Annotated in this window: 21 protein-coding genes; 11 read left to right on the forward strand and 10 right to left on the reverse strand. The window is 63.9% G+C overall.

Translation table 11 applies throughout. The annotated features are described in order from the left end of the window. Positions 1-32 precede the first annotated feature (32 nt). On the reverse strand, positions 33-323 hold the full coding sequence (locus tag J4G38_RS02905; protein WP_210518348.1) for a c-type cytochrome: 291 nt from the start codon (positions 321-323) through the stop codon (positions 33-35). A 159-nt stretch (positions 324-482) separates the two neighbouring features. On the opposite strand from J4G38_RS02905, the gene J4G38_RS02910 reads away from it, so the two are divergent. Beyond that, positions 483-1,592 carry a glycosyltransferase family 4 protein gene (locus tag J4G38_RS02910; RefSeq protein WP_210518349.1) on the forward strand — a complete coding sequence of 370 codons (1,110 nt, stop codon included), beginning with the start codon at positions 483-485 and terminating at the stop codon, positions 1,590-1,592. Between the two features lie 53 nt (positions 1,593-1,645). After that, the gene (gene rfbC / locus J4G38_RS02915; RefSeq protein ID WP_210518350.1) at positions 1,646-2,194 is read left to right on the forward strand and encodes a dTDP-4-dehydrorhamnose 3,5-epimerase; all 549 of its coding nucleotides are present in this window, start codon (positions 1,646-1,648) and stop codon (positions 2,192-2,194) included. 102 nt (positions 2,195-2,296) lie between these two features. On the opposite strand, the gene J4G38_RS02920 is transcribed toward rfbC, so the two are convergent. Beyond that, complete coding sequence (locus tag J4G38_RS02920) at positions 2,297-3,601, reverse strand: UDP-N-acetylmuramoyl-tripeptide--D-alanyl-D-alanine ligase (RefSeq protein ID WP_210518351.1); 1,305 nt, start codon at positions 3,599-3,601, stop codon at positions 2,297-2,299. A 102-nt stretch (positions 3,602-3,703) separates the two neighbouring features. Between J4G38_RS02920 and J4G38_RS02925 the strand changes: the two genes are divergently transcribed. Next, the gene (locus J4G38_RS02925) at positions 3,704-6,031 is read left to right on the forward strand and encodes a T9SS type A sorting domain-containing protein (RefSeq protein WP_210518352.1); all 2,328 of its coding nucleotides are present in this window, start codon (positions 3,704-3,706) and stop codon (positions 6,029-6,031) included. A gap of 159 nt (positions 6,032-6,190) precedes the next feature. Here the strand turns inward: J4G38_RS02925 and J4G38_RS02930 are convergent, their stop codons facing one another. The 4 genes from J4G38_RS02930 to msrA form a co-directional block, all read right to left on the reverse strand. Further along, positions 6,191-6,991, reverse strand: a complete 801-nt coding sequence (locus J4G38_RS02930; protein WP_210518353.1) for an amidohydrolase — start codon at positions 6,989-6,991, stop codon at positions 6,191-6,193. Between the two features lie 135 nt (positions 6,992-7,126). Continuing rightward, entirely contained in the window at positions 7,127-8,308 is a 1,182-nt protein-coding gene (locus tag J4G38_RS02935; protein ID WP_210518355.1) for a methionine aminotransferase, read from the reverse strand. Positions 8,309-8,491: 183 nt separating this feature from the next. Further along, complete coding sequence (locus J4G38_RS02940; protein ID WP_210518357.1) at positions 8,492-12,760, reverse strand: PAS domain-containing sensor histidine kinase; 4,269 nt, start codon at positions 12,758-12,760, stop codon at positions 8,492-8,494. A gap of 151 nt (positions 12,761-12,911) precedes the next feature. Then, a complete protein-coding gene (gene msrA, locus J4G38_RS02945) occupies positions 12,912-13,586 on the reverse strand; it encodes a peptide-methionine (S)-S-oxide reductase MsrA (RefSeq protein ID WP_210518359.1) in 675 nt (224 codons plus the stop codon). A gap of 396 nt (positions 13,587-13,982) precedes the next feature. Here msrA and J4G38_RS02950 point away from each other — a divergent pair, with 396 nt between their 5' ends. The 3 genes from J4G38_RS02950 to J4G38_RS02960 all read left to right on the forward strand — a co-directional run bounded on the left by J4G38_RS02950 (position 13,983) and on the right by J4G38_RS02960 (position 15,959). Further along, on the forward strand, positions 13,983-14,381 hold the full coding sequence (locus tag J4G38_RS02950; protein WP_210518361.1) for a hypothetical protein: 399 nt from the start codon (positions 13,983-13,985) through the stop codon (positions 14,379-14,381). Positions 14,382-14,441: 60 nt separating this feature from the next. Then, positions 14,442-14,861, forward strand: coding sequence for a hypothetical protein (locus tag J4G38_RS02955; protein ID WP_210518364.1), 420 nt, complete (start codon positions 14,442-14,444; stop codon positions 14,859-14,861). A gap of 93 nt (positions 14,862-14,954) precedes the next feature. After that, positions 14,955-15,959, forward strand: a complete 1,005-nt coding sequence (locus J4G38_RS02960) for a fatty acid desaturase (protein WP_210518366.1) — start codon at positions 14,955-14,957, stop codon at positions 15,957-15,959. Positions 15,960-16,044: 85 nt separating this feature from the next. Here the strand turns inward: J4G38_RS02960 and J4G38_RS02965 are convergent, their stop codons facing one another. Beyond that, the gene (locus J4G38_RS02965) at positions 16,045-16,488 is read right to left on the reverse strand and encodes a hypothetical protein (protein ID WP_210518367.1); all 444 of its coding nucleotides are present in this window, start codon (positions 16,486-16,488) and stop codon (positions 16,045-16,047) included. 138 nt (positions 16,489-16,626) lie between these two features. After that, positions 16,627-17,172, reverse strand: coding sequence for a YceI family protein (locus J4G38_RS02970; RefSeq protein WP_210518368.1), 546 nt, complete (start codon positions 17,170-17,172; stop codon positions 16,627-16,629). Positions 17,173-17,514: 342 nt separating this feature from the next. Here J4G38_RS02970 and J4G38_RS02975 point away from each other — a divergent pair, with 342 nt between their 5' ends. Next, complete coding sequence (locus tag J4G38_RS02975; protein ID WP_226163084.1) at positions 17,515-20,385, forward strand: TolB family protein; 2,871 nt, start codon at positions 17,515-17,517, stop codon at positions 20,383-20,385. A 68-nt stretch (positions 20,386-20,453) separates the two neighbouring features. On the opposite strand, the gene J4G38_RS02980 is transcribed toward J4G38_RS02975, so the two are convergent. Together J4G38_RS02980 and J4G38_RS02985 are read right to left on the reverse strand one after the other, a co-directional pair. Beyond that, complete coding sequence (locus J4G38_RS02980) at positions 20,454-21,290, reverse strand: alpha/beta fold hydrolase (RefSeq protein WP_210518370.1); 837 nt, start codon at positions 21,288-21,290, stop codon at positions 20,454-20,456. 400 nt (positions 21,291-21,690) lie between these two features. Beyond that, complete coding sequence (locus J4G38_RS02985; protein ID WP_210518371.1) at positions 21,691-22,077, reverse strand: winged helix-turn-helix transcriptional regulator; 387 nt, start codon at positions 22,075-22,077, stop codon at positions 21,691-21,693. Between the two features lie 115 nt (positions 22,078-22,192). On the opposite strand from J4G38_RS02985, the gene J4G38_RS02990 reads away from it, so the two are divergent. The 4 genes from J4G38_RS02990 (at position 22,193) to J4G38_RS03005 (ending at position 25,198) form a co-directional block, all read left to right on the forward strand. Further along, the gene (locus tag J4G38_RS02990; protein ID WP_210518372.1) at positions 22,193-22,789 is read left to right on the forward strand and encodes an FMN-dependent NADH-azoreductase; all 597 of its coding nucleotides are present in this window, start codon (positions 22,193-22,195) and stop codon (positions 22,787-22,789) included. A gap of 65 nt (positions 22,790-22,854) precedes the next feature. After that, a complete protein-coding gene (locus J4G38_RS02995) occupies positions 22,855-23,223 on the forward strand; it encodes a DoxX family protein (RefSeq protein ID WP_210518373.1) in 369 nt (122 codons plus the stop codon). Between the two features lie 105 nt (positions 23,224-23,328). Continuing rightward, a complete protein-coding gene (locus J4G38_RS03000) occupies positions 23,329-24,600 on the forward strand; it encodes an AAA family ATPase (protein WP_210518375.1) in 1,272 nt (423 codons plus the stop codon). Beyond that, positions 24,590-25,198, forward strand: a complete 609-nt coding sequence (locus J4G38_RS03005) for a DUF4276 family protein (protein WP_210518377.1) — start codon at positions 24,590-24,592, stop codon at positions 25,196-25,198. Before J4G38_RS03000 ends, J4G38_RS03005 begins: the two co-directional genes overlap by 11 nt. Positions 25,199-25,253 lie beyond the last annotated feature (55 nt).

Here is a 25,253-nt window from a genome sequence, read left to right on the forward strand (position 1 = left end):
GGCTGGCTATCAATCAATAAAAAGCGCCGATGCTATTTCAGCGTGAGTGAATAGGCCACCACCTGCTGCACCTGCGCCGGGGTGAGGGTTTTGCCAAAAGCCGGCATCTTGCCCATGCCGGTCGTGACGAGGTAGGTGCGCCCGAACTCGTTGAGGTTACTCTTGGTGAGGTCGTGGGCGCCGTTGAGGCCACGCTTGCCGTTGGCGCCGTGGCAGCGCACGCAGTTTTTCTGGAAGATGGCCTGGCCGGGCAGCAGCGGGGGCCTGGCCTGGGCCAGCAGCGGCAGCGGCGCCAGCAGCAGTATCGAAATCGGAAGTTTCATGGCTGGGGTAACACGTATTGGGCCTATAAAGTACCGGCACAATCGGTGAAATGGGGAGTTGAAGAAATTGTGAGCTGCTGCGCAAACCGGTGGAGGTAAAATCCGTAAGGCCGACCTTTGCTTTTAATTCAGGATTTCACCCCTCACCAACTCCCCGTTTTGCGCGTCGCTTTAGTTATCAACACCAGCTGGAATATTTGGAATTTTCGCGCCAGCCTCGTGCGGGCCTTGCAGGCTGCGGGCCACGAGGTGCTGGCCATTGCCCCGCCCGACGACTATTCGGCGCGCCTCGAAACCGAGCTGGGTTGCCGCTTCGTCCCGATTCTGATGGAGAACAAGGGCACCAACCCGGTGAAAGACGCCGCCCTCACCCGCCGCTTCTACCAGATTTACCGGCGCGAAAAGCCCGACGTGGTGCTGCACTACACCATCAAGCCCAACATCTACGGCAGCATCGCGGCCCGGCTGGCAGGCATCCCCAGCATCAACAATGTGAGCGGGCTGGGCACGGTGTTCATCATCAAAAACTTTGTGAGCAAGGTGGCGCTGGGGCTCTACCGCTTCGCCTTCCGCTTCCCGCACAAAGTGTTTTTCCAGAACGGCGACGACCGGCAGCTCTTCCTCGACCACGGCCTGGTGCGCAAGGAAATCACCGGCCTGCTGCCCGGCTCCGGCGTTGATACGGCCCGGTTCCGGCCCGCCGCGCAGTTCACCCGCCAAACCCCGTTCGTGTTCCTGATGGTGGCGCGGGTGCTCTATGAGAAGGGCGTGGTCGAGTACTTCGAAGCGGCCAAAATCATCCGGCAGGCCGTGCCCGGCACGCGCATTCAGCTGCTGGGCGGGCTCGATGAGGCCGGCGGCGTGGGCGTGCCCCGCGCCACGTTCGAAGAATGGCTGACAACCGGCGACATTGAGTACCTGGGCCGCTCCGACGACGTGCCCGCCCACCTGCACCAGGCCGACTGCGTGGTGCTGCCCAGCTACCGCGAAGGCACCCCCAAAACCCTGCTCGAAGCCGCCGCCGTGGGCAAGCCCCTCGTGACTACCGACGTGCCCGGCTGCCGCGAAACCGTAGTCGACGGCCGCAACGGCTACCTCTGCCAGGTGCGCAGCGGCGAAGACCTGGCCGCCAAAATGATTCAGGTTTTGCGCCTCTCCGATGCCGATTTGCAGGGCATGGGCCAGAACAGCCGCTACCTCGCCGAAACCAAATTTGACGAGAAGCTGGTGCTGGAGCAATATTTACAGGCGGTGGCGGCGGTGCAATAAATGCCAGCCCCCAATGCGGTAGCCCGCCGCATGCCAACGTATTTTTGTGCCCGATGCAAGTAAAACAACACGCCCTGGCCGGTTTGGTCGAATTCATTCCCCGCTTGTTTGGTGACCCGCGCGGGGTTTTCTACGAAACCTACAGCGCCCGCCTGATGAACGAGGGTGGCGTGCCCGCCGACCTCGACTGGGTGCAGGACAACCAGAGCAAGTCGCAGCCCGGCGTGTTGCGCGGCCTGCATTTCCAGCGCCCGCCGCACGCGCAGGCCAAGCTGGTGCGCGTGGCCCAGGGCCGCGTCCTCGACGTGGTGGTGGATATCCGCCTCGCCTCGCCCACCTACGGCCAGCACGCCACCGTGGAGCTGAGCGCCGCGCTGGGCAACATCCTGTACGTGCCCATCGGTTTCGCCCACGGCTTCGTGGCGCTGGAGGACGACACGCTTTTCCTCTACAAATGCTCGAACTACTACGCCCCGCCCACCGAGGGCGGCCTGCTCTGGAACGACCCCGCGCTGGGAATTAATTGGAATATTGAAAGCCCGCTGGTATCGCCCAAAGATGCCATTCTGCCCACGCTGGCCAACCTGGACAGCCCGTTTTAAGTCATTTACCAGGTATCAGTTAGCAGTTAACAGCCGTTCTGGTGGTGCTTTATGGCCCATTAGAACGGCTGTTAACTGCTAACTGATACCTGGTAAATGAAATCAGAGCAGCTCCACCAGGGTTTCCAGGGCCATGCCGCGGCTGCCTTTCACCAGCACTTGCCGGCTGCGCACGGGGTGCTGGCGCAGCCATTCGGCGGCTTCGGCTTTGGTGGTGAAATGTTGAATGGTGGTAGCCGCGGCGGCTGCGCCAGCCATTTCCGGGCCGATGAGCAGTATCTGGGGCAAGTATAGCTCGGCCAGTAGCCGGCCCAGGGCGCGGTGCTCGGCGGCACTGTCCTCGCCCAGCTCAAACATGTCGCCGAGGATGACCAGCTTGGTTTGCCCGGCCGCCACGGGGCGGGCCGCGAAGCTCCGCAGGGCCACGGCCATGCTGCTGGGGTTGGCGTTGTAGGCGTCCAGCACCAGCTCATTGCCGGCGGCGGTGCGCAGCAGTTGCGAACGGTTGTTTTGCGGGTTGTAGCCGGCCAGAGCGGCGGCCACTTTAGCAGTCGGAATATCGAAGTGCAGTCCCACGGCGGCGGCGGCGGCCAGGTTGGGGAAGTTGTAGTCGCCGGTGAGCTGGGCGGCTACGTCGGTGCCATCGGCCAGGCGCAGCACCACGGCGGGCGTGGCGGAAAGCAGCGTGGCGGGGTAGTTATCCATCAGGCGGGGGTAGCTGAGGATGACGGGCACCTGGGCGGCCAGGGAGGGCAGGCGCGCATCCAGCGTGTTCACGAAGGCCGTGCCGCCGGTGCGGGTGAGGTAGTCGAACAGCTCGCCCTTGCCCAATGCCACGCCCTCGGCCCCGCCAAAGCCCTCGAGGTGGGCCTTGCCGATGTTGGTGATGAGGCCGTGGGTGGGCTGCGCGATTTCGCACAGCTGCGCGATTTCGCCCCGGTGGTTGGCCCCCATCTCAATCACGGCAAAGTCGTGCTCGCCGGTGCGCAGGCGCAGCAAGGTGAGGGGCACGCCGATGTGGTTGTTGAGGTTGCCGATGGTGGCCAGAACCTTGAATTTCCGGGCCAGCACGGCCGTGAGCAGCTCCTTGGTGGTGGTTTTGCCGTTCGAGCCCGTCACGGCCAGCACCGGGATGCGGAACTGCTGGCGGTGGTGCCGGGCCAGGTTCTGCAGGGCCACCAACGGGTCGGGGGCGTAGGTGTAGCGGGCGGGGTCGGCCGTGGCCAGGAGAATGTCATCGACCACGGCGTGACGAGCGCCTTTTTCCAGCGCCTGGGCCGCGAAGGCCGCGCCCCGGAAGCTGGGGCCGTTCAGAGCGAAGAAGAGCGTGCCGGCCTGGGGCTGGCGCGAATCGGTGCTGACGTGGCCGCCGGCGGCCAGGTAATGCGAATAGAGCGGCGTGGGCATGAACTGAAATTACGGGCTGGATGTAACTTTCTGCAAAGGTGGGCGTGATTTTTGTATCGCGGCCCGTCGTCCTACGTCCACCTCTCATCTGCACTTTTGCTCATGCTTCGATTTTACACTTTCCTGCTGGCGCTGCTGGCTGTTGCTACGGCCGCGCAGGCCCAGTCAGGCGCGGGCTTTGGCTTTGAATACCGGCCCGCCGCCGCCGTGGTGCAGGGCACCGATACCCTGCGCAACGCCTGGGGCGGGGGCCTCAACACGCCGCAGTTCAGCACCATCGACCTGAACAACGACGGGCAAAACGACCTGTTTGCCTTCGACCACGAAAGCAGCCGCTGCTACACCTTTCTGAGCGTGGCCGCGCCGGGCACCGCCGCCGGCCGCCGCTGGCAGTACGCCCCGCAGTACGAGAATATTTTCCCCGCCGACCTGCAAGGCTGGGCCCTGCTGCGCGATTACGACTGCGACGGCCGCCCCGACTTGTTCACCTACATCAACGGCGGCGAAATCCGGGTGTTCCGCAACGTGCTGGTGAACGGCCGGCCCAGCTTCACGCTCACCACCAACCAGATTCGTTTCAGCGGCACGTTTTCGGGCACGGCCAACCTCACCATTGGCGGCTACAACCTGCCGGCTATCCAGGACGTGAACGGCGACGGCAAGCTCGACATCATGACCTATGATTTCGTCAGCGCGTCCTTCATCGAGCAATACCTCAACACCAGCCCCGGCACCTGCGGCAGCGCCCTCACCTTCAGCCTGAACACCGATAACTGGGGCGGCATCCAGGCCTGCGGGGGCTGCGCCGAGTTCATGTTCAACGGCCAGCAGTGCTTCACGGCCGCGCGCACCACGCACACCGGCGGCCACAGCCTGCTGCTCCTCGACCTCGACGGCGACGGCGACCAGGACTTGCTCGACGGCCGCGACAACTGCCCCGAGCTCACGCGCCTGCTCAACCTGGGCACGACGGCGGTGCCGGTGCTCACGCAGGCGGGCATCGCGGCCAGCTTTCCCTCGGCGGCCACGCCGGCGCGGGTGCCGGTCTTTCCGGCGGGGTATTCCTTCGATGCCAATTTCGATGGCAAAGCCGACCTGGTGGTGGCGTCCAACATGCTCAACAACGTGTCGGACCTGGTGAGCATGCGCGGCAACGTGCAGCTGTTCACCAACTCGGCGGCCAGCGGCGCGCCCGTGTACACCAACCAGGCCGCCGGCTTCCTGCAAAACGAGATGATTGACGTGAGCGAAGGCGCCGCGCCCACCTTCGGCGACATCGACGGCGACGGCCTCACCGACATGCTCGTCGGCAACCAGGCCGACCGCGTCGGCAACGTGTACCGCGCCAACCTCACGTACTACCGCAACGTGGGCACCCGCACCCGGCCCATCTTCCAGCTGATGAGCAGCGACTACCTGGGCCTGTCCGCCCAGAGCCTGCTCGGCATCAAGCCGGTGCTGGTCGACCTGAACCGCGACGGCGCCATCGACCTCGCTTACTCCTGCTACGACCGGGGCACCAACGTCATCTACTACATCCTGAACACGGCCCGGGCCGGCCAGGCCGTGGCTTTCGATGCGGCCCGCGCCGTTAATTTCAAGCCGCAGGGACCGGCCACCACTGCGCCGCCCACCACCTACACGCCCACTACGGGCGTGCTGCCCTACAGCAAGCAGGACATGCCCTGCTTCACCGACGTGGACAACGACGGCTACGTCGACCTGCTCATCGGCACCAACGAAGTGCGCGAGCCCGGCATGAGCCTGCGCTACTTCCGCAACCGGGGCCGGGGGCCGCTCGACAGCGCGTTTGTGCTGGTGGACAACGACTTTGGCCACCTGCGCGAGGCCACCGGCCTGCGCCCCTACAACCTGAGCCCCACGGTGGCCGACTTCGACGGCGACGGCCTGCCCGACCTGCTCACGGCCGATGCCACCGGCCTGCTGAGCCTCTACACCAACTTCCGCGCCCAGCGCGGCATCTTTTCGGGCCGCACCGACCTGCTGTACAACGCCCTCAGCGGCGTGTATGAGCTCACCCGCCTGGGCAAAGACATCTACTCGCACTACGGTCTGGCGGCCGCCGACCTGAACGCCGACAGTGCCCCCGAGGTGTTCGCGGGCATTGAGGCGGGCGGCATTCTCAGCTACGGCACCCGCAACCGCGTGGTCACCGCCACCCACACCGAAGCTACTCATGCCCTGGCCCTCAGCATTTACCCCAACCCCGCCACCGCCACGGCCACCGTCGAAACCGCCCTGCCCACCCGCCTCACCGTGCTCGACCTCACCGGCCGCGTGGTGCAAACGGTGGCAACGCCCCAGCGCCAGCACACCCTGAGTCTGAGCGGCCTGGCTCCCGGCGTGTACCTGGTGCGCGCCCAAAGCGCCGATGGCGCGGCCGCCGTGCAGCGCCTGCTGGTGCGGTAGGATAGCAGCCCTTTCTGGGCGGCAGGCCGGCAATATCGGGCGCTTCCCGGTAATCAAGAGCCCCAGCGGGGCGACCCTTGTACCACGCAAGGGTCGCCCCGCTGGGGCTTTCTCGTTCCATTCCGTGGCGGTAGCTACCGGCCTGCCGCCCTATCGGGGCTACACGTTGATGCCTGCTGTACCGCGCAGCTCAAAGGCTTCGCCGTCGTTCAGGGCCGTGAACCTGGCGCGGAAATCCTCCAGCTCTTCCCGGTTCAGGGTGTGGGTGAAGATGCCGGCCTGGGCGTGGGCCTCCACCAGATAGTTGCCCCTGGCGTCGATGAGGGCGGAATCGCCGGCGTAGTCGTGGCCAAGGCCGTCGCGGCCCACGCGGTTCACGCCCAGGGCGCAGGCCACGTTTTCGATGGCGCGGGCGCGGAGCAAAGTCATCCAGGCGGTGCGGCGCACGGCGGGCCAGTTGGCCACGTACAGCAGCAGGTCGTAGGGCTCGATGGGCTGGTTGCGGCTCCAGACGGGGAAGCGCAGGTCGTAGCACACCAGCGGGCAGATGCGCCAGCCGCGCCACTCCTCCACCAGGCGGGTGCGGCCGGGCGTGTAGGTGTGCTGCTCGCCGGCCAGCGTGAAGAGGTGGCGCTTGTCGTAGGCGCTCAGGCTGCCGTCGGGGCGCACCCAGAGCAGGCGGTTGAAGTAGGCCCCGTCTTCTTCGATGATGACGCTGCCGGTGACCACGGCGTTGTGCGCGGCGGCCTGGGCGCGCAGCCACGCCACGGTGGGGCCGGCCATGGTTTCGGCCTGGCCGGGAGCGTCCATGCTGAAGCCGGTGGTGAACATCTCGGGCAGCACAATGAGGTCGGTGGGCCCGGTGAGGTGGCCGAGGTGCTGGGCGATGGCGGCACGGTTGGCGGCGGCATCGTGCCAGTGCAGCTCCGTCTGCACGAAGGAAACAGTGAGGTCGGACATGAGAAGATGTGTTGAGTAATCGATGTGCTGATTTGTTGATGGACCGATTAGCCGACGATTTCGGAAGGGCTGGAATCCTTTGCCAAGGCAACATTCTCCCAGCACATCCGCACATCGATTAATCAACGCATCACGTTACCGCAGGCGCTCCGCCGCGGCATCCAGCGTCGCCGCTTCCTTGGCAAAGCAAAACCGAATCAACCCATCATCAAACCCGTCGTGGTAAAAGGCTGAAACCGGCACCACGGCCACGCCCTTGTCGCGGGCCAGGTACTGGGCAAAGGCCAGGTCGGTGGCGGGCGAAAGAGCGTCGTAGCGGGCCAGCTGGAAGTAGCCGCCGGGCACGGGCAGCAGGTCCCAGCCGCCATCGGCCAGCAGGGCGCGGAACTGGTCGCGCTTCGCCTGGTAGAAGGCGGCCAGGCCGTGGGCGTGGGTGTCGGCGGGGTCGTTTTCGAGGGCGTCGGCCAGGGCGTGCTGGGTGGGCGTGTTCACGGCAAAGGTGAGGAACTGGTGCACGCGCCGCACCTCGGTGGTGAGGGCGGGCGGGGCAATGCAGTAGCCCACCTTCCAGCCGGTGGCGTGGTAGGTTTTGCCAAAGGACGAAAGCACGAAGCTGCGCTCGCGCAGGGCCGGGTGCTGGCGGGCGCTCATGCGGGGCGCCCCGTCGAACACGAGGTGCTCGTACACTTCGTCGCTGAGCACGAGGGCATCGGTGCCGGCCAGCAGGCGGGCCAGCTCGTGCCAGTCGTCGGCCGTGAAAACGGCCCCGCTGGGGTTGTGGGGCGTGTTCACCAGCACGAGGCGGGTGCGGGGCGACACCACCCGGCGCACGGCGTCCCAGTCGGGCCGGAAGTGCGGGGCGGGCAGGCGCACGTAGCGCGGCACGCCGCCCTGCAGCCGAATGGCCGGGCCGTACAAATCATACGCCGGCTCGAACACCACCACCTCATCGCCGGGGCGCACCACGGCGGCCAGCACGGCGTACAGCGCCTCGGTGGCCCCGGCCGTGATGGTGATTTCGGTGGCCGCATCCGGCGCGGGGGCGTCGGCGTGGAGGCGGGCCACCTGGGCGGCAATGGCCTCGCGCAGCCGGAGCAGGCCCGGCATGGGCGCGTACTGGTGGTGGCCGGGCGTGCGGGCGTGGCGGGCCAGGGCCTCCAGCAGCTCCTGCGGCGGGTCGTAGTCGGGGAAGCCCTGGGCGAGGTTGATGGCGCCCGTTTCCTGGGCCAGCAGGGTCATTTGGGTGAAGATGCTGACGCCCACATCCGGCAGCTTGGACTGCAGCACCGAGGCGGCGTTGGGAAGGCGAATACTCATGCGAGCGGAGATAAAAACTGTCGTGGGCAAAGAAAGCCAGTGGAAATCTAACAACCCAAAGCCGCCCGTGCTTTCCCCGCAATCGGGCCGTTGCTGCCCATGGCCGTGCGCCCCGTCCTCACGGTCGCGGCCGGCGTCCCCACGGTCGAGGACGCCGGCCGCGCATGTGGGCAGCCCGGCGGGCTACAGGAAAATCTGGAACGTGGTGCCTTCGCCCACCGTGCTGCTCACTTCGAGCCGGCCGCCGTGGTTCTGCACGATGCGATTGACCAGGTAGAGGCCCATGCCGGTGCCGCCCACATGGGTGTGGAAGCGGCGGAACAGCTGGAAGAGCTGCGGCCCAAACCGCTCCAGGTCGATGCCCAGGCCGTTGTCCTGCACCGTGAGGATGGGGCGGCCAGTCACCACGTCGGGGGTGCTGCTGAGGCGGATGACGGGCGGGCGGCCCGGCGCGGCGTACCGGAGCGAGTTGCTGAGAAGGTTGAAAATGACGCTCTGCAGGTTGGGCCGCACGAAAGGAATGACCGGGCAGGTGGCAAAGTCCAGCTCAAACGTGGCCCCCGTCTGCGTCACCTGGTCCTGCAGGCTGCCGATGACGTCGGCCACGAGCGGGGCCAGAGCCACGGCCTCGGCGGGCCGTTCCTGCTGCTGGCGCTGCACCTGCACGATGGCGCTGAGGTCGTCAATCGTGGCAAAAATCTGGGCCAGGGCCCGCTCAAAGTAGCTGATGAGCTTCACGGCGTCGGGGTCGCGGAAGTAGGCCGTGCGGGTGAGCTCCTCAAAGATGCCGGCCATGTTGTTGATGGGCTGCTTGAGGTCGTGCGAGGCCGTGTACACGAAGTTGTCCAGGTCCTCGTTGGTGCGCACCAGGCGGGCGTTCTGGACTTCGAGCTGCTGCTGCGCCCGCTTCTGGTCGTCGATGTCGGTGCAGGTGCCAAACCATTTGAGGATGCGGCCGTCGGCCTGGCGCTGGGGCCGGCCCTGCCCCAGAAACCAGCGGTACGCCCCGTCGTGGCGGCGGAACCGGTATTCGATTTCGAAGAACTCCCCGGTTTCCACGCTGCGCTGCCAGCGCTGGTTGGTCAGGGTCAGGTCGTCGGGGTGAATGACGGCCGGCCAGTTGGCGCGGTCGCCGGTTTCGGCCGGCACCAGGCCCGTGTAGTCGAACCAGCGTTGGTTGATGTAGTCGTTGCCGCCCACGCCGGTGCTGGTCCACACCATCTGGGGCAGGCTTTCGGCCAGGAAGCGGAACTGCTCCTCGCGGCGGCTCAACTCCTCCGTGAGCTGGCGCTGCTGGTGCACGTCGGTGTTGGTGCCGTACCATTTCAGCACCTGGCCGCCGGGCGCGCGGCGGGCCTGGGCCTGGCCCAGGAACCAGCGGTAGTGCCCATCGTAGCGGCGCAGGCGGAACTCGGCCTCGTAGTAGCGCTGGGTGGCAATGGCCTGCTCCCAGCGCTGCTGCATGAGGGCGCGGTCGTCGGGGTGCACGAAGCTGAGCCAGTGCGCGGCCCCGTTCTTCTCCATCGATTCGCCCACGTAAGCAGCGGTGCGGTGGTTATAGAAGTCCACCGTGCCGTCGGGCCGGGCCGTCCACACCTGCTGCGGAATGCTCTCGGCCTGAATGCGCAGCTCCTCCTCGCTCTCGCTCAGCTGCTGCTGCAGCTGGCGCAGCTCGGTCACGTCGGTGTTGGTGCCAAACCAGCGCCGCACTTCGCCCGTGGCCGCGTCGCGGATGGGCCGGGCGCGGCTCAGAAACCAGCGGTATTGCCCGTCGTGCCGCCGCAGCGGGAACGTGTCCTCCCAGGGTTGCCCGGCCCGAATGCTGGCCAGGTAGCGCTCGTTCACGCCGGCCACCAGGGCGGGGTCGTGCACCTGCGTCCAGCCCCGGCCCTGCATGTCTGCTTCGGTTGAACCCGTGTAGTCGTACCACTGCTGGTTGTACCAGAAGATGTGGCCCGTGGCATCGGCCATCCAGGCCAGCTGGGCGATGTTGTCGGCCAGGGCGGCAAAGTCTTCGCGGCTGCGCACCAGCTCCTCGGTGCGCGCGAGCAGCTCGTGGATTTCCACCGTGGCCGCACTGAACCCGGCCAGCTGCCCGGCCGCATCGGTATAGGGCTGCACCTTGGTCTGAAACCAGCGCAGTTCGCCGTCGTGGCGGCGGCACCGGAACGTGGCCTGCCAGGCCTCGCCGGCGGCCATGGCCGCCCGGGCCACGGCGCTCACGGCCGCCCGGTCGGCGGGCGGCAGGGCCTCCCAGGCATCATCGGGCGACGCGGTGCGAGCCCGGCCGGTGTACTCGTAGAAGTACGGGTTGGTGTAGGTGATAACCCCGCTGGCGTCGAAATTGAAAATGAAAACCGGTACCGAAGCCGTGATGGCCCGAATCTGCTCGTCGCGTTGGCTCACCTCTGCGGCCAGTGCTTCGGCGTCGCGGCGGGCCAGCACGCGCCGGGTCACGTCCACCGCAAACGCCAGGATGCCGGTTATCCGGCCTTGCTCATCGCGCAGGGCTTGATAAGTGAAGTCGAGGTAGGACTGCTGCGTCTGGCCCGTGGCCGGGTCCAGCAACATGGCGGGCATTTCCTGGCCCACAAAGGGCGCGCCGGTACGGTACACATTGTCCAGCAGCTCAAGGAAGCCCTGGGCTTCCGCTTCGGCAATGTGCTGGGCGGCGGGCTGGCCCAACTGGGCGCGGTTTCCCACCAGGGCATCGAAACCGGCGTTGGTGAAAGTGAAGCGGTGCTCGGGGCCTGCCATGGTGGCAATCAGGGCCGGGGCCTGGCTCAGAATCTGGCTGAGCTGCCGGTCCTTCACCTCCAGCCGGTGCCGGGCCTCGTGCAGCTCGTGGATGTCGAGGTCGGAGCCGAACCACTGGCGGGAGCGGCCCGCCGCCTGGGCTTCTTCCAGCGGCTCGGGCACGCCCTGGCTCACAAACCAGCGGTATTTGCCGTCGTGCCGGCGCAGGCGCAGCTCGTATTGCCACGGCGTGCCGTTGGCCAGGGCGGCGGCGTACTGGCGCGCTATCCGGGCGTTATCGTCCGGGTGCAGGCAGGCCATCCACGAGTGGGAGAGGTCGTCGGCCGGGTCGGTGCCGGTGTAGGCGTACCACTGGGGGCTGAGGTACAGCACCCGCCCCTCCTGGTCGCTGATGAAGGTGATGGACGGCAGGCTTTCGGTCACGCGGCGCAGGCGCTGGTCGGCGGCCTGGGCTTCGGCCGTCAGGGCCTCGCTGCGCTGCCGGGCCAGCACCTGCTCGGTCACGTCGAGGCTATAGGCGAGCACGCCCGGCGCAGCACCGCTTTCGCCGGCCATTGGCAGGTAGCCAAAGTTATTGTAGTGCTCGCGCAGCTCGCCCGTGGCGGCGTCGGCCAGGGTGCTGCGCTCCTCGTGGCCCAGCACGGGCTGGTTGGTTTCCAGCACTTGCCGCAGCAATTGCAGGTAGCCCTGAGCGGCAATTTCGGGCAGGCTTTCGGCCACCGTACGCCCCACTGCGGCCCGCGCACCCATGGCTTCCCGGGCGCGGGCCGAGAGAAACGTAAAGGCCATATCCGGCCCCTCCATGGTGCTGATGGTGAGGGGCAGCTGGTCGAGAATGCGCTGCATGTGGCGTTGCTGGTCGTCCACTAGCTGCTGGGTGCGGTGGTGGGCATCCACGTCGGTGCACAGGCCAAACCAGCGCTGCACTTGCCCGGCGGGCCCCCGCTGCGCCACCACATGCACCAGAAACCACCGGTACTCCTCATTGCCCCCGCGCATCCGAAACTCCAGCTCGAAAGGCTGGCCCGCGCCCAAAGCCTCGGCCCAGCGGCTGTACATTCCGGCCAGGTCATCGGGATGAATGAGCTGCTGCCACAGCGCCTGTTTCGCGTCCTCATCCATTCGCAGCACATCGTGGCCCGTGTAGTCGATGAAGCGCCGGTTGGTGTAGTCGACCTGGCCCTGGGCGTTGGCGGCCCACACCAGCTGGGGCAGGCTTTCGGCCAGGAAGTTGAACTGCTCCCGCTCCTGCTCAGCCCGGGCGGTGGCCAGCGCTTCGGCCTCCTCGCTCAGCAGCTGCACGCTCACGTCCAGGAGGCGCACCAGCACATAGCGGGGCTGCGCAAGGGGCACGGGCTGCAGGGTGGCCTGCCAGTACTGCCGCGGGGCTGCACCGGCAGCGTCTGCAGCGGCTACTTTGGGGGTAAGCACCTGGGGCACACCTGCAAAGGCAGCCGCTGTGCCGGCTTCCCACGCGGCGGCATCGGCCAGTGTGGCGCCGGTGGTTTCGGCGGCCGCGCGCAGGGCGGCCACGGGCAGCCCCGGCAGCGTAGCCGCCACGCCAGGCGACAGCAGGGCAGTCATAGCCAAGTTCAGGGTCAGCACCGTGCCATCCGGAGCCAGCACGCCGTGCGGGGCCGGAGCCGACGAAAACAGCAGCTCAAAGTCGAGAGCAGGCAGGGCGGAGGGAGGCATAAACGAAGCGTTCAACAAAAACCGGCCGGCTGTGGGTGCCTTTTCGATTCCAAAGATAGGCCCTTGCTTGGGCGGGTTCAAGGCAGAAAACAAAAGCCCCGGCCAGACTGGTCGGGGCTTCTACGCAAGTAGCTGCAACGCAGCACGGGCATTAGAGCGGATTCTTCAAATCCTTAGGAAACAGCTTCTGCACGTGCTCCACTTTGTGGGCCGATACGTTGGCGATGTACGGGTTTTCGGGGTGCAAGCGGTAGTAGCCCTGGTGGTAGTCCTCGGCGGGCCAGAATTTCTGGAACGGCATCACCTGGGTCACGATTTTGCCGTCGTACTCTTTCGAGGCGTTGACTTTGGCGATGGTGGCTTCCAGGATTTGCTTCTCCTCCGGCGTGCGGTAGAACGCGGCCGAGCGGTACTCGGGGCCGGTATCGGGGCCCTGGCGGTTGAGCTGGGTGGGGTCGTGCGAGGCGGTGAAGAAGATATTGGTCAGCTCCTGGTAGCTGATGGTTTTGGGGTCGTAGTAAATCTGCACCGTTTCGGTGTGGCCGGTGTTTTGGTCGGCCACCTGCTCGTACGTCGGGTTGGCTTTGGTGCCGCCGGCGTAGCCGCTCACCACCTGCTTCACGCCTTTTATTTGCTCAAAAGCCTCTTCCTGCGCCCAGAAGCAGCCGCCGGCAAAGGTGGCCTGGGCCAGGCCGGTGAGGTTGGCCGGGGCGAAGCCGGCCGTGGAGCGCGGCGGGTTCTGGGCATCGGCGGGCTGCTGCGAGCCGCACGCGAACGTGAACGCCAGCACGCTCAGACTAGCCAGGGATTTCAATTGGTTTTTCATGGGGTGAGTAAGACAGAAATGATGCCGCAACCGGCCCGTTTGCAGCGATAGACGCGGCCGGGCGACAAACCTTACGCCGGGCCCGTGCCGCCGTAGCACTATACGAAACGCAAGGCCGGTCCGGCTTGCGGCTGGCGGTAAAACGCCGCCGCCGGCACCGCTGAAGTGTGAAGCGTCGCTGATTGGGACACAGCCGGCCCGTGCTAAACAGGTTTATTTCGCCAATTGTTGGTCCTTAATTCTGGCGTAAGTATTTATACGTAAAAAGCCTAAGCCCGTCAATACGGCCGGCAAGTGATAAAATTCAAAATAAATCTGTTGGAAAGCGGGGGAAAGCCCGCATCTTTTGCTACGTATTAGCCGTAGCAAGGCGAATTGCCCTTGCCTTTTTCCACTATGGCCCTACAAATTTTACTTGAAGCAGCACACATCACCATTGCTTACGACCATATCAACGAATGGCTATACGCGGACTGGCACGGCGACCAGGACCTGGCCAGCGTGCAGCACGGAGCCTTGGAAATGCTGCGGCTGCTGCAACTGCAACGCTGCCACAAGGTGCTGAACGACAACACCGGCGTGACCAGCATGTGGAGCGAGGCGGCTGAGTGGGGCGGCAAGGAGTGGTTTCCGGCCATGACGGCCGGCGGCCTGCACTATTTTGCCTGGGTGTATTCGCCCAACCTTTACAGTCGTCTGTCGACGGACCTGACGCTGCAATTCACGGCGGGCAACCCGGTGGTGGCCACCTTCGACGACCTCGAAACCGCCAAGGCCTGGCTGAAGCAAATGTAGCTTGATGATTAGCTTGAAGAACCTGATAACCTGATTTTGCGCTTTAACTACCCGTTTCCCGTGCAATCTGCTGATACGCTCACCTTCCGGCGGCCCGATGGCCATATCTACCTCTCGGCCACCCGCGACCGGGTAAACCACTGGATTCATGCGCAATGGTCGGGCGTGCAATCCCTCGAAACCATTCAGGCCGGCGGCCTGGCGTACATCGATATGCTGCGGGCCGAGCCGTGCGCCAAGCTCCTCAACGACCACCGCGAGCTGGTGGGCCGGTTTGTGAACGCCAATGAGTGGATTGCGCAGGTCTGGACGCCGCGCATCATGCAGGCCGGCCTGCGCTATTTTGCCCAGGTGCTGGCGCCCGGCGTGTTCGGCCAGCTGTCGATGGAGGACCTGCACCAGCGCATCAGCGACCGGTTTGAGCTAAAGATGTTCGGCCAGCTGGAAGATGCCCAGGCCTGGCTGCGCCGCCTGCCGTAGGGCCGCCGCCGGGAGCAACCTGAACCTATTTGCCGTATTTTTGTCTGAAAGCCCAGGCGCGCTACCACTTGCCGCGCCCGCTTTCTGCTCTTTATGGCCCAAGCCCCCACTGCCTTCACCGTTGCCACAGCCCCCGAGCCGCACCGCGTGCGCACCCGCCAAATCATCAAGGCCCACCCCGAGGTGAAGCAATTGATGACCCGCAACCCCACCACGTTCCTCATCGGCATGGGCTGCGTGGTGGCCCAGGTGGCCCTGGCGTATTTCCTGCGCAACCAGGCCTGGTACTGGACCATTCCGGTGGCCTACCTGGTGGGCGCGTTTTTCTCGCACACGCTGTTCGTGGTTATTCACGAAGCGGCCCACAACCTGGTATTCCGCAAGCTGTGGCAGAACGTGGCCACCGGCATCGTGGCCAATTTCCCGTCGATTTTCCCCACGGCCATCAGCTTCAAGAATTTCCACATCAAGCACCACGTTTTTCAGGGCGTGCACGAGCTGGACGCGGATTTGCCCGACTGGTACGAGGCCAAGCTGATTAACAACTACAGCATCGGCAAAGCCATCTGGCTGTTTTTCTTCCCGGTTTTCCAGCTCATTCGCACCATTCGCTGCCGCGAAATCGCTACCGTCGATAAGTATGTTTTTGCCAACATCGCAGCCCAGATTGCCTTCGATGTGGCCATCGTCTACTTCTTCGGCTGGACGGCCCTGCTCTACCTGTTCCTCAGCTTCTGGTTCTCCGTCGGCCTGCACCCGCTGGGCGCCCGCTGGATTCAGGAGCACTACCTCACCCTGAGCGACACCCAGGAAACCTATTCCTACTACGGCCGCCTCAACGGCATCAACCTCAACGTGGGCTTCCACAACGAGCACCACGACATGCCCAGCATTCCGTGGAACAACCTGCCCAAAATCAAGGCCATCGCGCCCGAGTTCTACGAGCCGCTGCTGGCCCACACCAGCTACACCAAGCTGTTCCTCATGTTCCTCTTCGACCAGGAAATCAGCCTCTACTCGCGCATCACGCGCAAGGAGCGCGGCACCGCCACGCTGAAAGACCAGAGCGTGCCGGACAAGGAGCTGCTGTCGGCCTAGCGCCTCGCGCAACCCCGTTTCAACGAAAAAGGCGACCTCAATGGGTCGCCTTTTTCGTTGGCTGAATCCGGCCGGATGGTCCCAATTAGTGATTAGCAGGAGTGCCCGGTATGGCCGAAATGGTGTCCAGCACCATGTGCGGAATAGCAAACGGAGCCTGGTTGGCGGTGCAGACGCGCGGAGTGGCTTTGCGGTTTGGGTCGGTGTTGTAGGTGAAGTAGATGCGTTGGCCCCGCCGGTTGAGAACCCCGAAATCGGCCGAATTGGTGGCGGCGATGACGTTGGTATTGCCCAAACTGTCGGGCGAGGTGTACGACTGGATGGATTGCCCGATGGGAAACGGGCTGTCTACCTGAATCAGGATGCCATCCCAGCACCGGTCACTCAGCACCACGCCCGAGAAGCCGGTCGGCAGCGGGCCGGGAAAACATGTAGTAGGAGTCGGGCCAGGGGCGTGGGATTTATCGCAGCTTGCTAAGCTGCTGATGGCCAAAGCAGACAGGCCCAAAAAGTAGGAGAAACGGGGCATAAGAAGGGAAATACAGCGCTGGAACCTCCAGCCTTATTCTCCTGACCGGTACGCGTTGCGTGGGCTACAAAAAAAAGGCAGCTGCCCCAATCGGAGCAGCTGCCTTTGCAATAGCGAAACGACGCGCGTATGCGGCAATTACGCCTGCTTGGCGAACTGCACGTTGATAATCAGCTTCACGTCGTCGCCCAGCACGATAGAGCCGGTTTCGGTGATGCCGCCCCAGGTGAGGCCGAAATCTTTGCGGTTCACTTTGCCGGTTACTTCGAAGCCGGCCTTGTGGTTGCCGTAGAAATCGACGGCCGAGCCGCCATATTCGGCTTCCAGGGTCACGGCCTTGGTCACGTCTTTCATCGTGAGGTTGCCGGTCAGCTTGTAATTGTCGCCGCTTTCTTTCACGAAGGAAGTCGACTCAAATTTGATGTGTGGGAAATTGGCGGTGTCGAAAAACTCTTCGCTTTTCAGGTGGCCGTCGCGTTGCTCCTGGTTGGTGTCGACGCTCTCGACGTCGAGCGAGAACTCAACTTTGGCGTTTTCGAAGTTGTCGCCTTCCGATTCCATCGAACCCTGGAAGGTTTTGAAGGAGCCGGTGACGGTGGAAATAACCAAGTGCTTGATTTTGAATTGCACTTCGGAGTGCATGGGGTCAAGTACCCATTTGGTGGCGGTGGTGGTTTCGGACATGACGTTGGGGGTTGAAAAGGTGAATTGACGATGCAAATATAATCAATGTTCCTACATAATATGTATCTACATTGATTATATTTTCAGCCTTAACGCGTGCCGCTAAAGAAAGTTCACATCCCGCGCGTAGGGAAGGCTGCCGCGTGGTCAACTCCGCGACCTTGATGCGTTTACTGCTGCTGATGCCGCGGCGGTCGGCGATGCCATCGGGCCAACAAATCGAAGTGGGGCGGGGCTTTGTGCACCCGCAACGAGCCGCGGTTCCAGCGCTGTGCTCCGCCCGGCATGACGTTCTTTAGCGGCCCGTTCAACCACTCGATTTCCAACACCCACCCGCCACCGATGCGTCGTTTGCTGCTGCCGGGGCTACTGAGCCTGTTCTTTACCGCTCCGGCCCGCGCCCAAAGCCTGCCCATTCTCAGCCAAAACCCGCCGGCCCTGCGCTGGCGTACTGTAAACACGCCGCATTTCCGGGTGCTGTATGCGGGCGGAATCGACTCGGCGGCGCGGCGCACGGCGGCGCGGCTGGAGCAGCTGCACGGGCCGGACGTGGCCACGCTCGGTGTGAGCCCCCGGCCCATTGCGGTGGTGATGCAGAACCAGACCACGGTGCCGAACGGCTTCGTGACGTTTTTGCCCCGGCACGCCGAGTTTTTCACCACGCCGCAGCAGGGCTTCGGGCTGGGCACTGTGGACTGGCTCGATGGGCTGGTGGTGCACGAGTTTCGGCACGTAGGGCAATTTGAGAAAGCCCGGCAGGGCATCGGCAAGGCGCTGGGGCCGCTGTTTGGCGATGGCGCGCTGGGCATTGCGGCGGTGGGCGTGCCGCAGTGGTTTTTTGAGGGCGACGCCGTGGGCACCGAAACCGCCCTCACGCGCAGCGGGCGCGGGCGCATTCCGAGCTTCAACGTGGGGCTGCGGGCCAACCTGCTGGCCGGCCGTGACTACTCCTACCAGAAGGCCGTGAACGGCTCACTGCGCGACAATGTGCCCGATTGGTACGTGCTGGGCTATTTCATGACGTCGTACCTGAAAACGCACTACGGACCGGCCGTGTGGTCGAAAGCGCTGGATAAGTACTACCGGTTTCCCTTTTACCCGTTCTCGTTTTCCAACGGCATCCGGCGCAGCACCGGCCTCACGGTGGAGCAGCTGTATGGCCGCAGCATGGCCGAAATCGACTCGGCCTGGCGGGCGCAGCAGGTGGCGCAGCCGGCCGCTACGCCAGCGAAGGAGTTGGTGGTTTCGGCCTCGGAGAAGGTGTTCACGCAGTACCAATACCCGCAGTACGTGACCGACAGCACGGTACTGGCCCTCAAAACCGGCCTCGACGACATCCCGCAGCTGGTGCTGCTGAGCCGCCACGGCGCGGAACAAAAAGTGTTTACGCCCGGCCAGCTCAATATCCCCGAAATGCTGTCGGTGAGCGGCGGCAAGGCCGTGTGGCCCGAGTTCCAGCAGGATGCGCGCTGGGGACAGCGCATTGCGTCGGAATTGAAAGTACTGGACTTGAAAACCGGCCAACTCACGCGCATCGGCCGGGGCGGGCGCTACTCAACCGCCGACCTCTCGCCCGATGGCCGGCGGGTGTTGGCCGTCAGCACCGATGAAGCCTACCATCATGCGTTGGTCGTCCTCGATGCGGAAACCGGGCAGGTTATCCGGACGCTGCCCAACCCGCACAACGACTTCTACCAGCAGCCCCGCTGGACGCCCAGCGGCGAAGCCATTGTCACCGTGACGCTGACGGCGGCCGGCAAAACCATTCAGGAGCTAAATGCCGATACCGGCGGCGGCAGCAACCTGCTGCCCGTGGCCAATGTGAACCTGGCCAACCCTCAGTGCTGGCGCAATTACGTGCTTTATAATTCGTCGCAGTCCGGTATTGACAACATCTATGCGGTTGATGGCCAAGGGAAAATCTTTCGGGTGGCGGCGCGCCTGCTGGGGGCCTACCACGCCACCGTGGCCCCGAATGGCCGCACCCTGGCTTTTTACGACTACCGGGCCACCGGCGCGCGGATAGTCGAAATGACCCTTGATACGGCCACTTGGGTGCCGGTGCCCACCCCTACGGTGGACGTGCCCGGTCCGTATGCAGCCGCCCTCACGGCGCAGGAGCCATCCGGGCAGCTGGTGCCGCGCCTGCTGCTGACGCGGCCCGATTCGGCGGCCCCGCGCTATGGCGTGCAGCGGTATTCGCCCCTGCGGCATGCTTTCAACCTGTTCAGCTACGGGGTGGTGCAAAGCCCGAGCGGCAACGCGGTGAGCGTGGGCCTGCGCTCCCAGGATTTGCTGAATACCACGCAGGTATTTGCCGGCGTGGGCTACGACCAGGTGGAGCGCACCTTCAGCGCCACGGGGGCCCTGAGCTACCAGGGCCGCTACCCCGTGCTGGATGCCGACGTGACCTACGGCGGGCGCGACGCGGCCATCATTTACAAAGGCACTACCTACCGCGACCAGTGGCAGTACACCCGCTTCACGGCTGGGCTGCGGCTGCCGCTCACCCTCACGCATTCCAGGTATTTGCAGGCGCTTTCACTCGGCACGTATTTCCTGCACGAGCAGGTGTACAACTACGACCTGCCCGCCCGCAAGCTCTCCGAAACCGGTCCCAATACGCCGCTCAACGGCTTGCAAACGACTTTAAGCTACGCCACGCAGCTCAAGCGTAGCGCCCGCAGCGTGGCTCCGAAGTGGGGCGGTACCTTCCTGGGAACCTGGCGCACCACGCCCTTCGGCACCGGACTGGAGGCGCGGCAGTGGGCGGCGCAGGCCGGCGTGTACCTGCCGGGGCTGGCCCGTAACCACGCCATCCGGTTGCGCGCCGGCTACCAGTGGCAGGACCAGCTGCAGTACCAATTCGCGCCCGCCGTATCGTTTCCGCGCGGCGAGGGCTACACCAGCTTCGACCACCTCAGTGTAGCCAGCTTCGACTATAACCTGCCGCTGGCTTTCACGCACTGGGAGCTGGGCCGGCTGCTCTACGTGCAGCGGCTGCGGGCCGATGTATTCGGCGACGTGGCCCAAGGCAATGATTTCCGGGGCGCCGCCGCCCAACTGAACTACCGCAACGCGGGCGTAGATGCGCTGGTGCTCTTCAACGTGCTGCGGCTGCGCACGCCCATCGAGGCGGGGGTGCGGGTGGTGTACCGGGGAGCCGTGGGGGCCTGGGTGGTCGAGCCGCTGGCGTTCAGCCTGCGGCTGTGAGCAAACCGGTCGGAGGAGGAAAGGCGGACTCCAGCTTAAGCATGCCGTTCTGTGTTGCCTGCGCCACCCTACCGCAGCACCAACTCGCGGTGCAGGAAATTGTCCATGGCCTGGAGGGTGGCCTGCGGGGCGCTGAGGTGGGGGCAGTGGCCGCCGGTTTCCACCACCACCATGCGGCTGTCGGCCAGCTGCTCGTTGATGTAGTGGCCCACGGCCAGCGGCGCGATGGTGTCGTGCGCCGACTGCACAATCAGGGTGGGGATGGTGAGGAAATCCAGCTCGGCGCGGGTGTCGGAGAAGAGCGTGACGCGGGCGAAGTGCTTGGCGATTTCGGGATTGGTGCGCACGAAGCTGTTAGTAAGCTCCATCACCAGCTCGGGGCGCTCGTGCTGGCCCATCATCACGGGGGCAAAGCCGTGCGACCGGCCCTGGTAGTCTCCTTCCATGGCGGCCAGCAGCTCGTTGATGTCCTTTTGCTCGAAGCCCCCCGCGTAGCCGGCGCCGTTGATGAAGCGCGGCGCGGGCGACACCAGCACCATTTTGGCGAAGCGCTGGGGCTCGCGCACGGCCGCAATCACCCCAATCATGGCCGCCACGGAATGGCCCACGAACACGACGTCGTGCAGGGCCAGGGCGCTGAGCACGCCCAGCAGGTCGGTGGCGTGGCCATGAAGCGTGCGATGGGCAATAGTGGGCTTACGAGCGGTCAGGTCCGATTTGCCGGCGCCAATCAGGTCCATCAGCACCACCTGGTACCGGCTTTCGAAGGCAGGGGCCACGAGGCGCCAATCGTACTGGTCGCCGCCGAGGCCGTGCAGAAAGACAATGGCCTGCACGCCGGGGCCGGATGCGCCCGAAATAATGACGTTGCTACGTTCCAGAAAAGTGGTAGATAATATATCCATGCAAAGGCTATTGAGTAAGAGGGGGTTAATGGAGGGCGAAACTTACAGCGGAATTTGTTAATATGGATTCAATGAATGATTAATATAACTGACGAGCTTTGATTGATTTGCCTGATATTGTTTTATTTATAAAAAGAAATCAGCTCTTTAGCTGGCAGTATGGCTGGGCTGCCGGGCTAATGAAATAGCTAGTGCTTTTATAACTATCCCGTTCGCAGCCGGCGGCCCGGCGCGTCCGAACGGCTTATTAGAGCAGTTCTCGGGTCAGGTTGATGTAGCGCGGACTGCAACGCCCGCGCTACTTGCCAGCGACTAGGTTATCAGACTAAGGCCACTACGCACAACGCCCGGCTAGTTTAGCCGGGCGTTGGTGGGGTTGGGGAAGGGGCGGGACTCCGCTTCAGGCGTCCACGGGTTGCAGGACTTCGACGCAGGAGGCGGGCAGGGGCGGCACTGCTTTGCCCTGGGCGGCCAGCCGTTCGGCGCCCCAGAGGTGCATGGTGTGAAGCATGGGGCCGAGGCTGCGGCCAGCGTCGGTGAGGTGGTACTCGACGCGGGAGGGAACGGTGGCGAAAACGGTGCGGGTGAGCAGCGTGTTGGTTTCGAGGTCTTTGAGCTCCTTAATCAGCATGCGGGCGCTGATGCCGGGAATGGCGCGCTCGATTTCGGTGAAGCGCTTGCTGCCGTCCAGGAGCAGGGCAATGACGGGCAGCTTCCATTTGCCGCCAATCAGGGTGAGGGTGTGGCGGATAGGGCAGAGGTGCGGAAATTTTTTTTGAACGGACATATGGCTATGTATCAAGAGGTGGTATGCAAAGGTAAGTGGTATACACGGAGGTAACCACTAACAAAAAGTAAGGAGTGGTTGTAGCTTTGTTCTTATCATCTTCAACCCCCTTACAATGAATGCCCTTGTAGTGAACTCCAGCGGCCGCACCGAGCTTTCGGTGAGCCGCAAACTGACGGCCGAGCTGGTGCACCAGCTCACGCTCAACCACCCCAGCCTGCACGTAACGCAACGCGACGTGTCGACGAGCCTGCCCTTCGTGAACGACCTGATGATTGGCGGCTTCTACATTCCCGAGGCCCGGCGCACCCCCGAGCAGCAGCAGGCGCTGGCCTTTTCCAACCAGCTGGTGGCCGAGCTGCAGGCTGCCGACGTGCTCATCATCGGGGTGCCCATCTACAACTTCGGCATTCCGGCCGCGCTGAAATCCTACGTGGACCTGATATGCCGGGCCGGCCTTACGTTTTCCTACTCCGAAGCCGGGCCCAAGGGCCTGCTGGTGGGCAAGAAGGCCTATTTGGTGGTGACTTCAGGCGGCACGGAGGTGGGCAGCAGCTACGACCTGGCCACGCCCTACCTGCGGCAGCTGCTGGGCTTCCTCGGCATCACGGATGTCGAAATCATCGGCGCCGGCCAGCTGAGCCTGCTGGGCGAAGTGCCGCTGATGGCCGCCCGCGCCGCCATTCAGCAAATTCACGCCGTGGCGGCGTAGAGCCCTCTGCCCTTGGCCGTGCCGGGTGGCCGGCCAGCATTTATTCCGCTCTTTTTTGCCGTTTTATGAAAGCCACGAACATTCTTTATTGGGCCACCACGGGCCTCATCGGGCTGATGATGACCTATTCGGCCTATGCTTACCTGACCGCGCCGGCCATGCAGCAGGCATTCCATCACCTGGGCTTTCCCGACTATTTCCGGGTGGAGCTGGCCGTGGCCAAGCTCCTCGGCGTGGTGCTGCTGCTGGCCCCGATGGCCCCGCGCCTGAAGGAGTGGGCCTACGCGGGCTTCGCCTTTGTCTTCGTGTCGGCGGTTATCGCGCACACCGCCTCGGGCGACCCGGTGGGCGTGCGCGCCGCGCCGTCCGTGTTTCTGGTGCTGCTGGTGGTGTCTTACGTGACGTATCACCGGCGCACGGCCCAGCTGGCTTAATAGTGCCCGCTGGCTCAAGCCCAAACTTCCAGAAAAGGCGGCCTCAGACGAGGCCGCCTTTTTCGTGTTCGAAACCGGTTTACTTTGCAGAAAACCCCGCTGAATATGCCCACCAGTGCCCAGGCTCCGGCCGTGCCCCGCCTCACTTACCTGCGCATCAAAAACTACCGCGCCCTGCGCGACGTGGAATTTCGCGACCTCACGCCGCTCACAGTACTCATTGGGCCGAATGGCAGCGGCAAATCCACGGTGCTGGATGCGCTGGATTTTCTGGCGGAAGCGGTGCGGGGGAGTCTGACGGGGGCGTGGGAAAAGCGGAACCGGTTTGCGGGAATGCGGACGCGGGGGAGTGAGGGGAATATAGAGTTTGAAGTAGAAGTTGATTTTCCGAATAGTGAAGCTTTAATCTATAGCATTTCGCTTGAGGAAATAGATGGAAGATGCTTCGTCGAGAATGAAGAATTAGCGTTGAAGAATTCGCATTCAACAGATTTACCAAATAGAATATTTTATTTGGATAAGAGCTTGTCGAAAAGTGAGTCTTTTAATCAGATAGAGAGGAGGGAAGGTACCAGAGTGAATGGTTATTTTAGCAACACGATACCATACAATCATTGGTATCCAGCAGAACAAGCCATAATTTCATCTATAAATAAACTTGCCAACGATTTCTCAGGTCCAGAATCTTTAGGGTCTAGAATAGCTAATCATATAGCCTCCTACCGCTACGTCCACCTCACCGACGACCACCTGAAAGGCTATTCCGACGCCGGGCCGCGCGAAAAGCTTTCGCCCAACGGCGACAACCTGCCCAACGTGCTCTATTACCTGCACATCAAGCACCCGGAAGTGCTGGCCAACATCACGGCCCAAATGCGGCGCTGGGTGCCGGGGCTGGCCGATATCGTGACGGAAATAACCTCGGATGAGCGGCTGCTGCTGCGCTTCCGGGATGCGCCGTTTGAGAAGCCGCTGCCGGCCCAGTACATGTCGGACGGCACCATGCGGCTGGCGGCGCTGCTCACGCTGCTCTACGAGCCGGATGCGACGGGGCTGCTGGGCCTGGAGGAACCCGAAAACGAGCTGCACCCGCAGCTGCTGTACCGGCTGGCCGAAGAGCTGGGCAAAGCCAGCGAGACGCGGCAGCTGCTGGTGGCTACCCATTCGCCGCTGCTGCTCGATGCCCTGGCCCCGGAGCAGGTCTGGGTGCTGCATCGCGGGGCCGATGGCTACACCCAGGCCACGCGCACGGCCGATATTCCGAACGTGCCGCAGCTGGTGGAAGACGGCTCGCCGCTGGGCTACCTGTGGACGAGTAATTTCTTCACCGTCGGCAACCCGCTGGCGCCCCGTAACGCGGCTCCCGATGCACGTTGAGTTTTTGCTGGAAGAGCCTTCGGCCGAAGCGGCGCTCACGCAACTATTGCCCCGCTTGCTGCCCGATGATACCTGGCATTGTGTGCCGCACCAAGGCAAAGCCGCCTTGTTCCTACGTCTGCCGGCCCTGCTGAAAACCTATGCCCGGCGCATGGCTCACGAACCCAACCTGCGGGTAGTGGTGCTGATGGACGCCGACGCCGATTGCCGGAAAGCCAAGCAGCAGCTGGAAACGTTGGTAGCTGCCGCGCAGCTGCTCACCAAAGCCATGGCCCCGGCGGGCCAGCCCTTTCGGGTGCTCACACGGCTGGCCGTTTCGGAATTGGAAGCCTGGTTTCTGGGCGACCGGGCCGCTATTCAGGCCGCCTACCCACGGGTGCGCGCCCACCATTTCAAAGGCCTGCCCCGCGACCCCGACGCGGTACCGGACACCTGGGAAACCCTGCACCGGGTGCTGCGAAAGGGCGGCTATTACCCGGCCAGCAAAGCCAAGGTGGAGTGGTCGGAGAACATTGCCCAACATCTGAACTTGCGGCCGGATGGCAACGAGTCGGCCAGTTTCCGGTATTTCTGCCAGGGGCTGGTGGCGTTGCGGTAGGGAGGTATTTAGAGCGGTTCGCTGGTTTATGTACCGTAGCGCGGACGGTGTAGTC

The sequence above is a fragment of the Hymenobacter terricola genome, assembly GCF_017921975.2.
Lineage (GTDB): Bacteria > Bacteroidota > Bacteroidia > Cytophagales > Hymenobacteraceae > Hymenobacter > Hymenobacter terricola.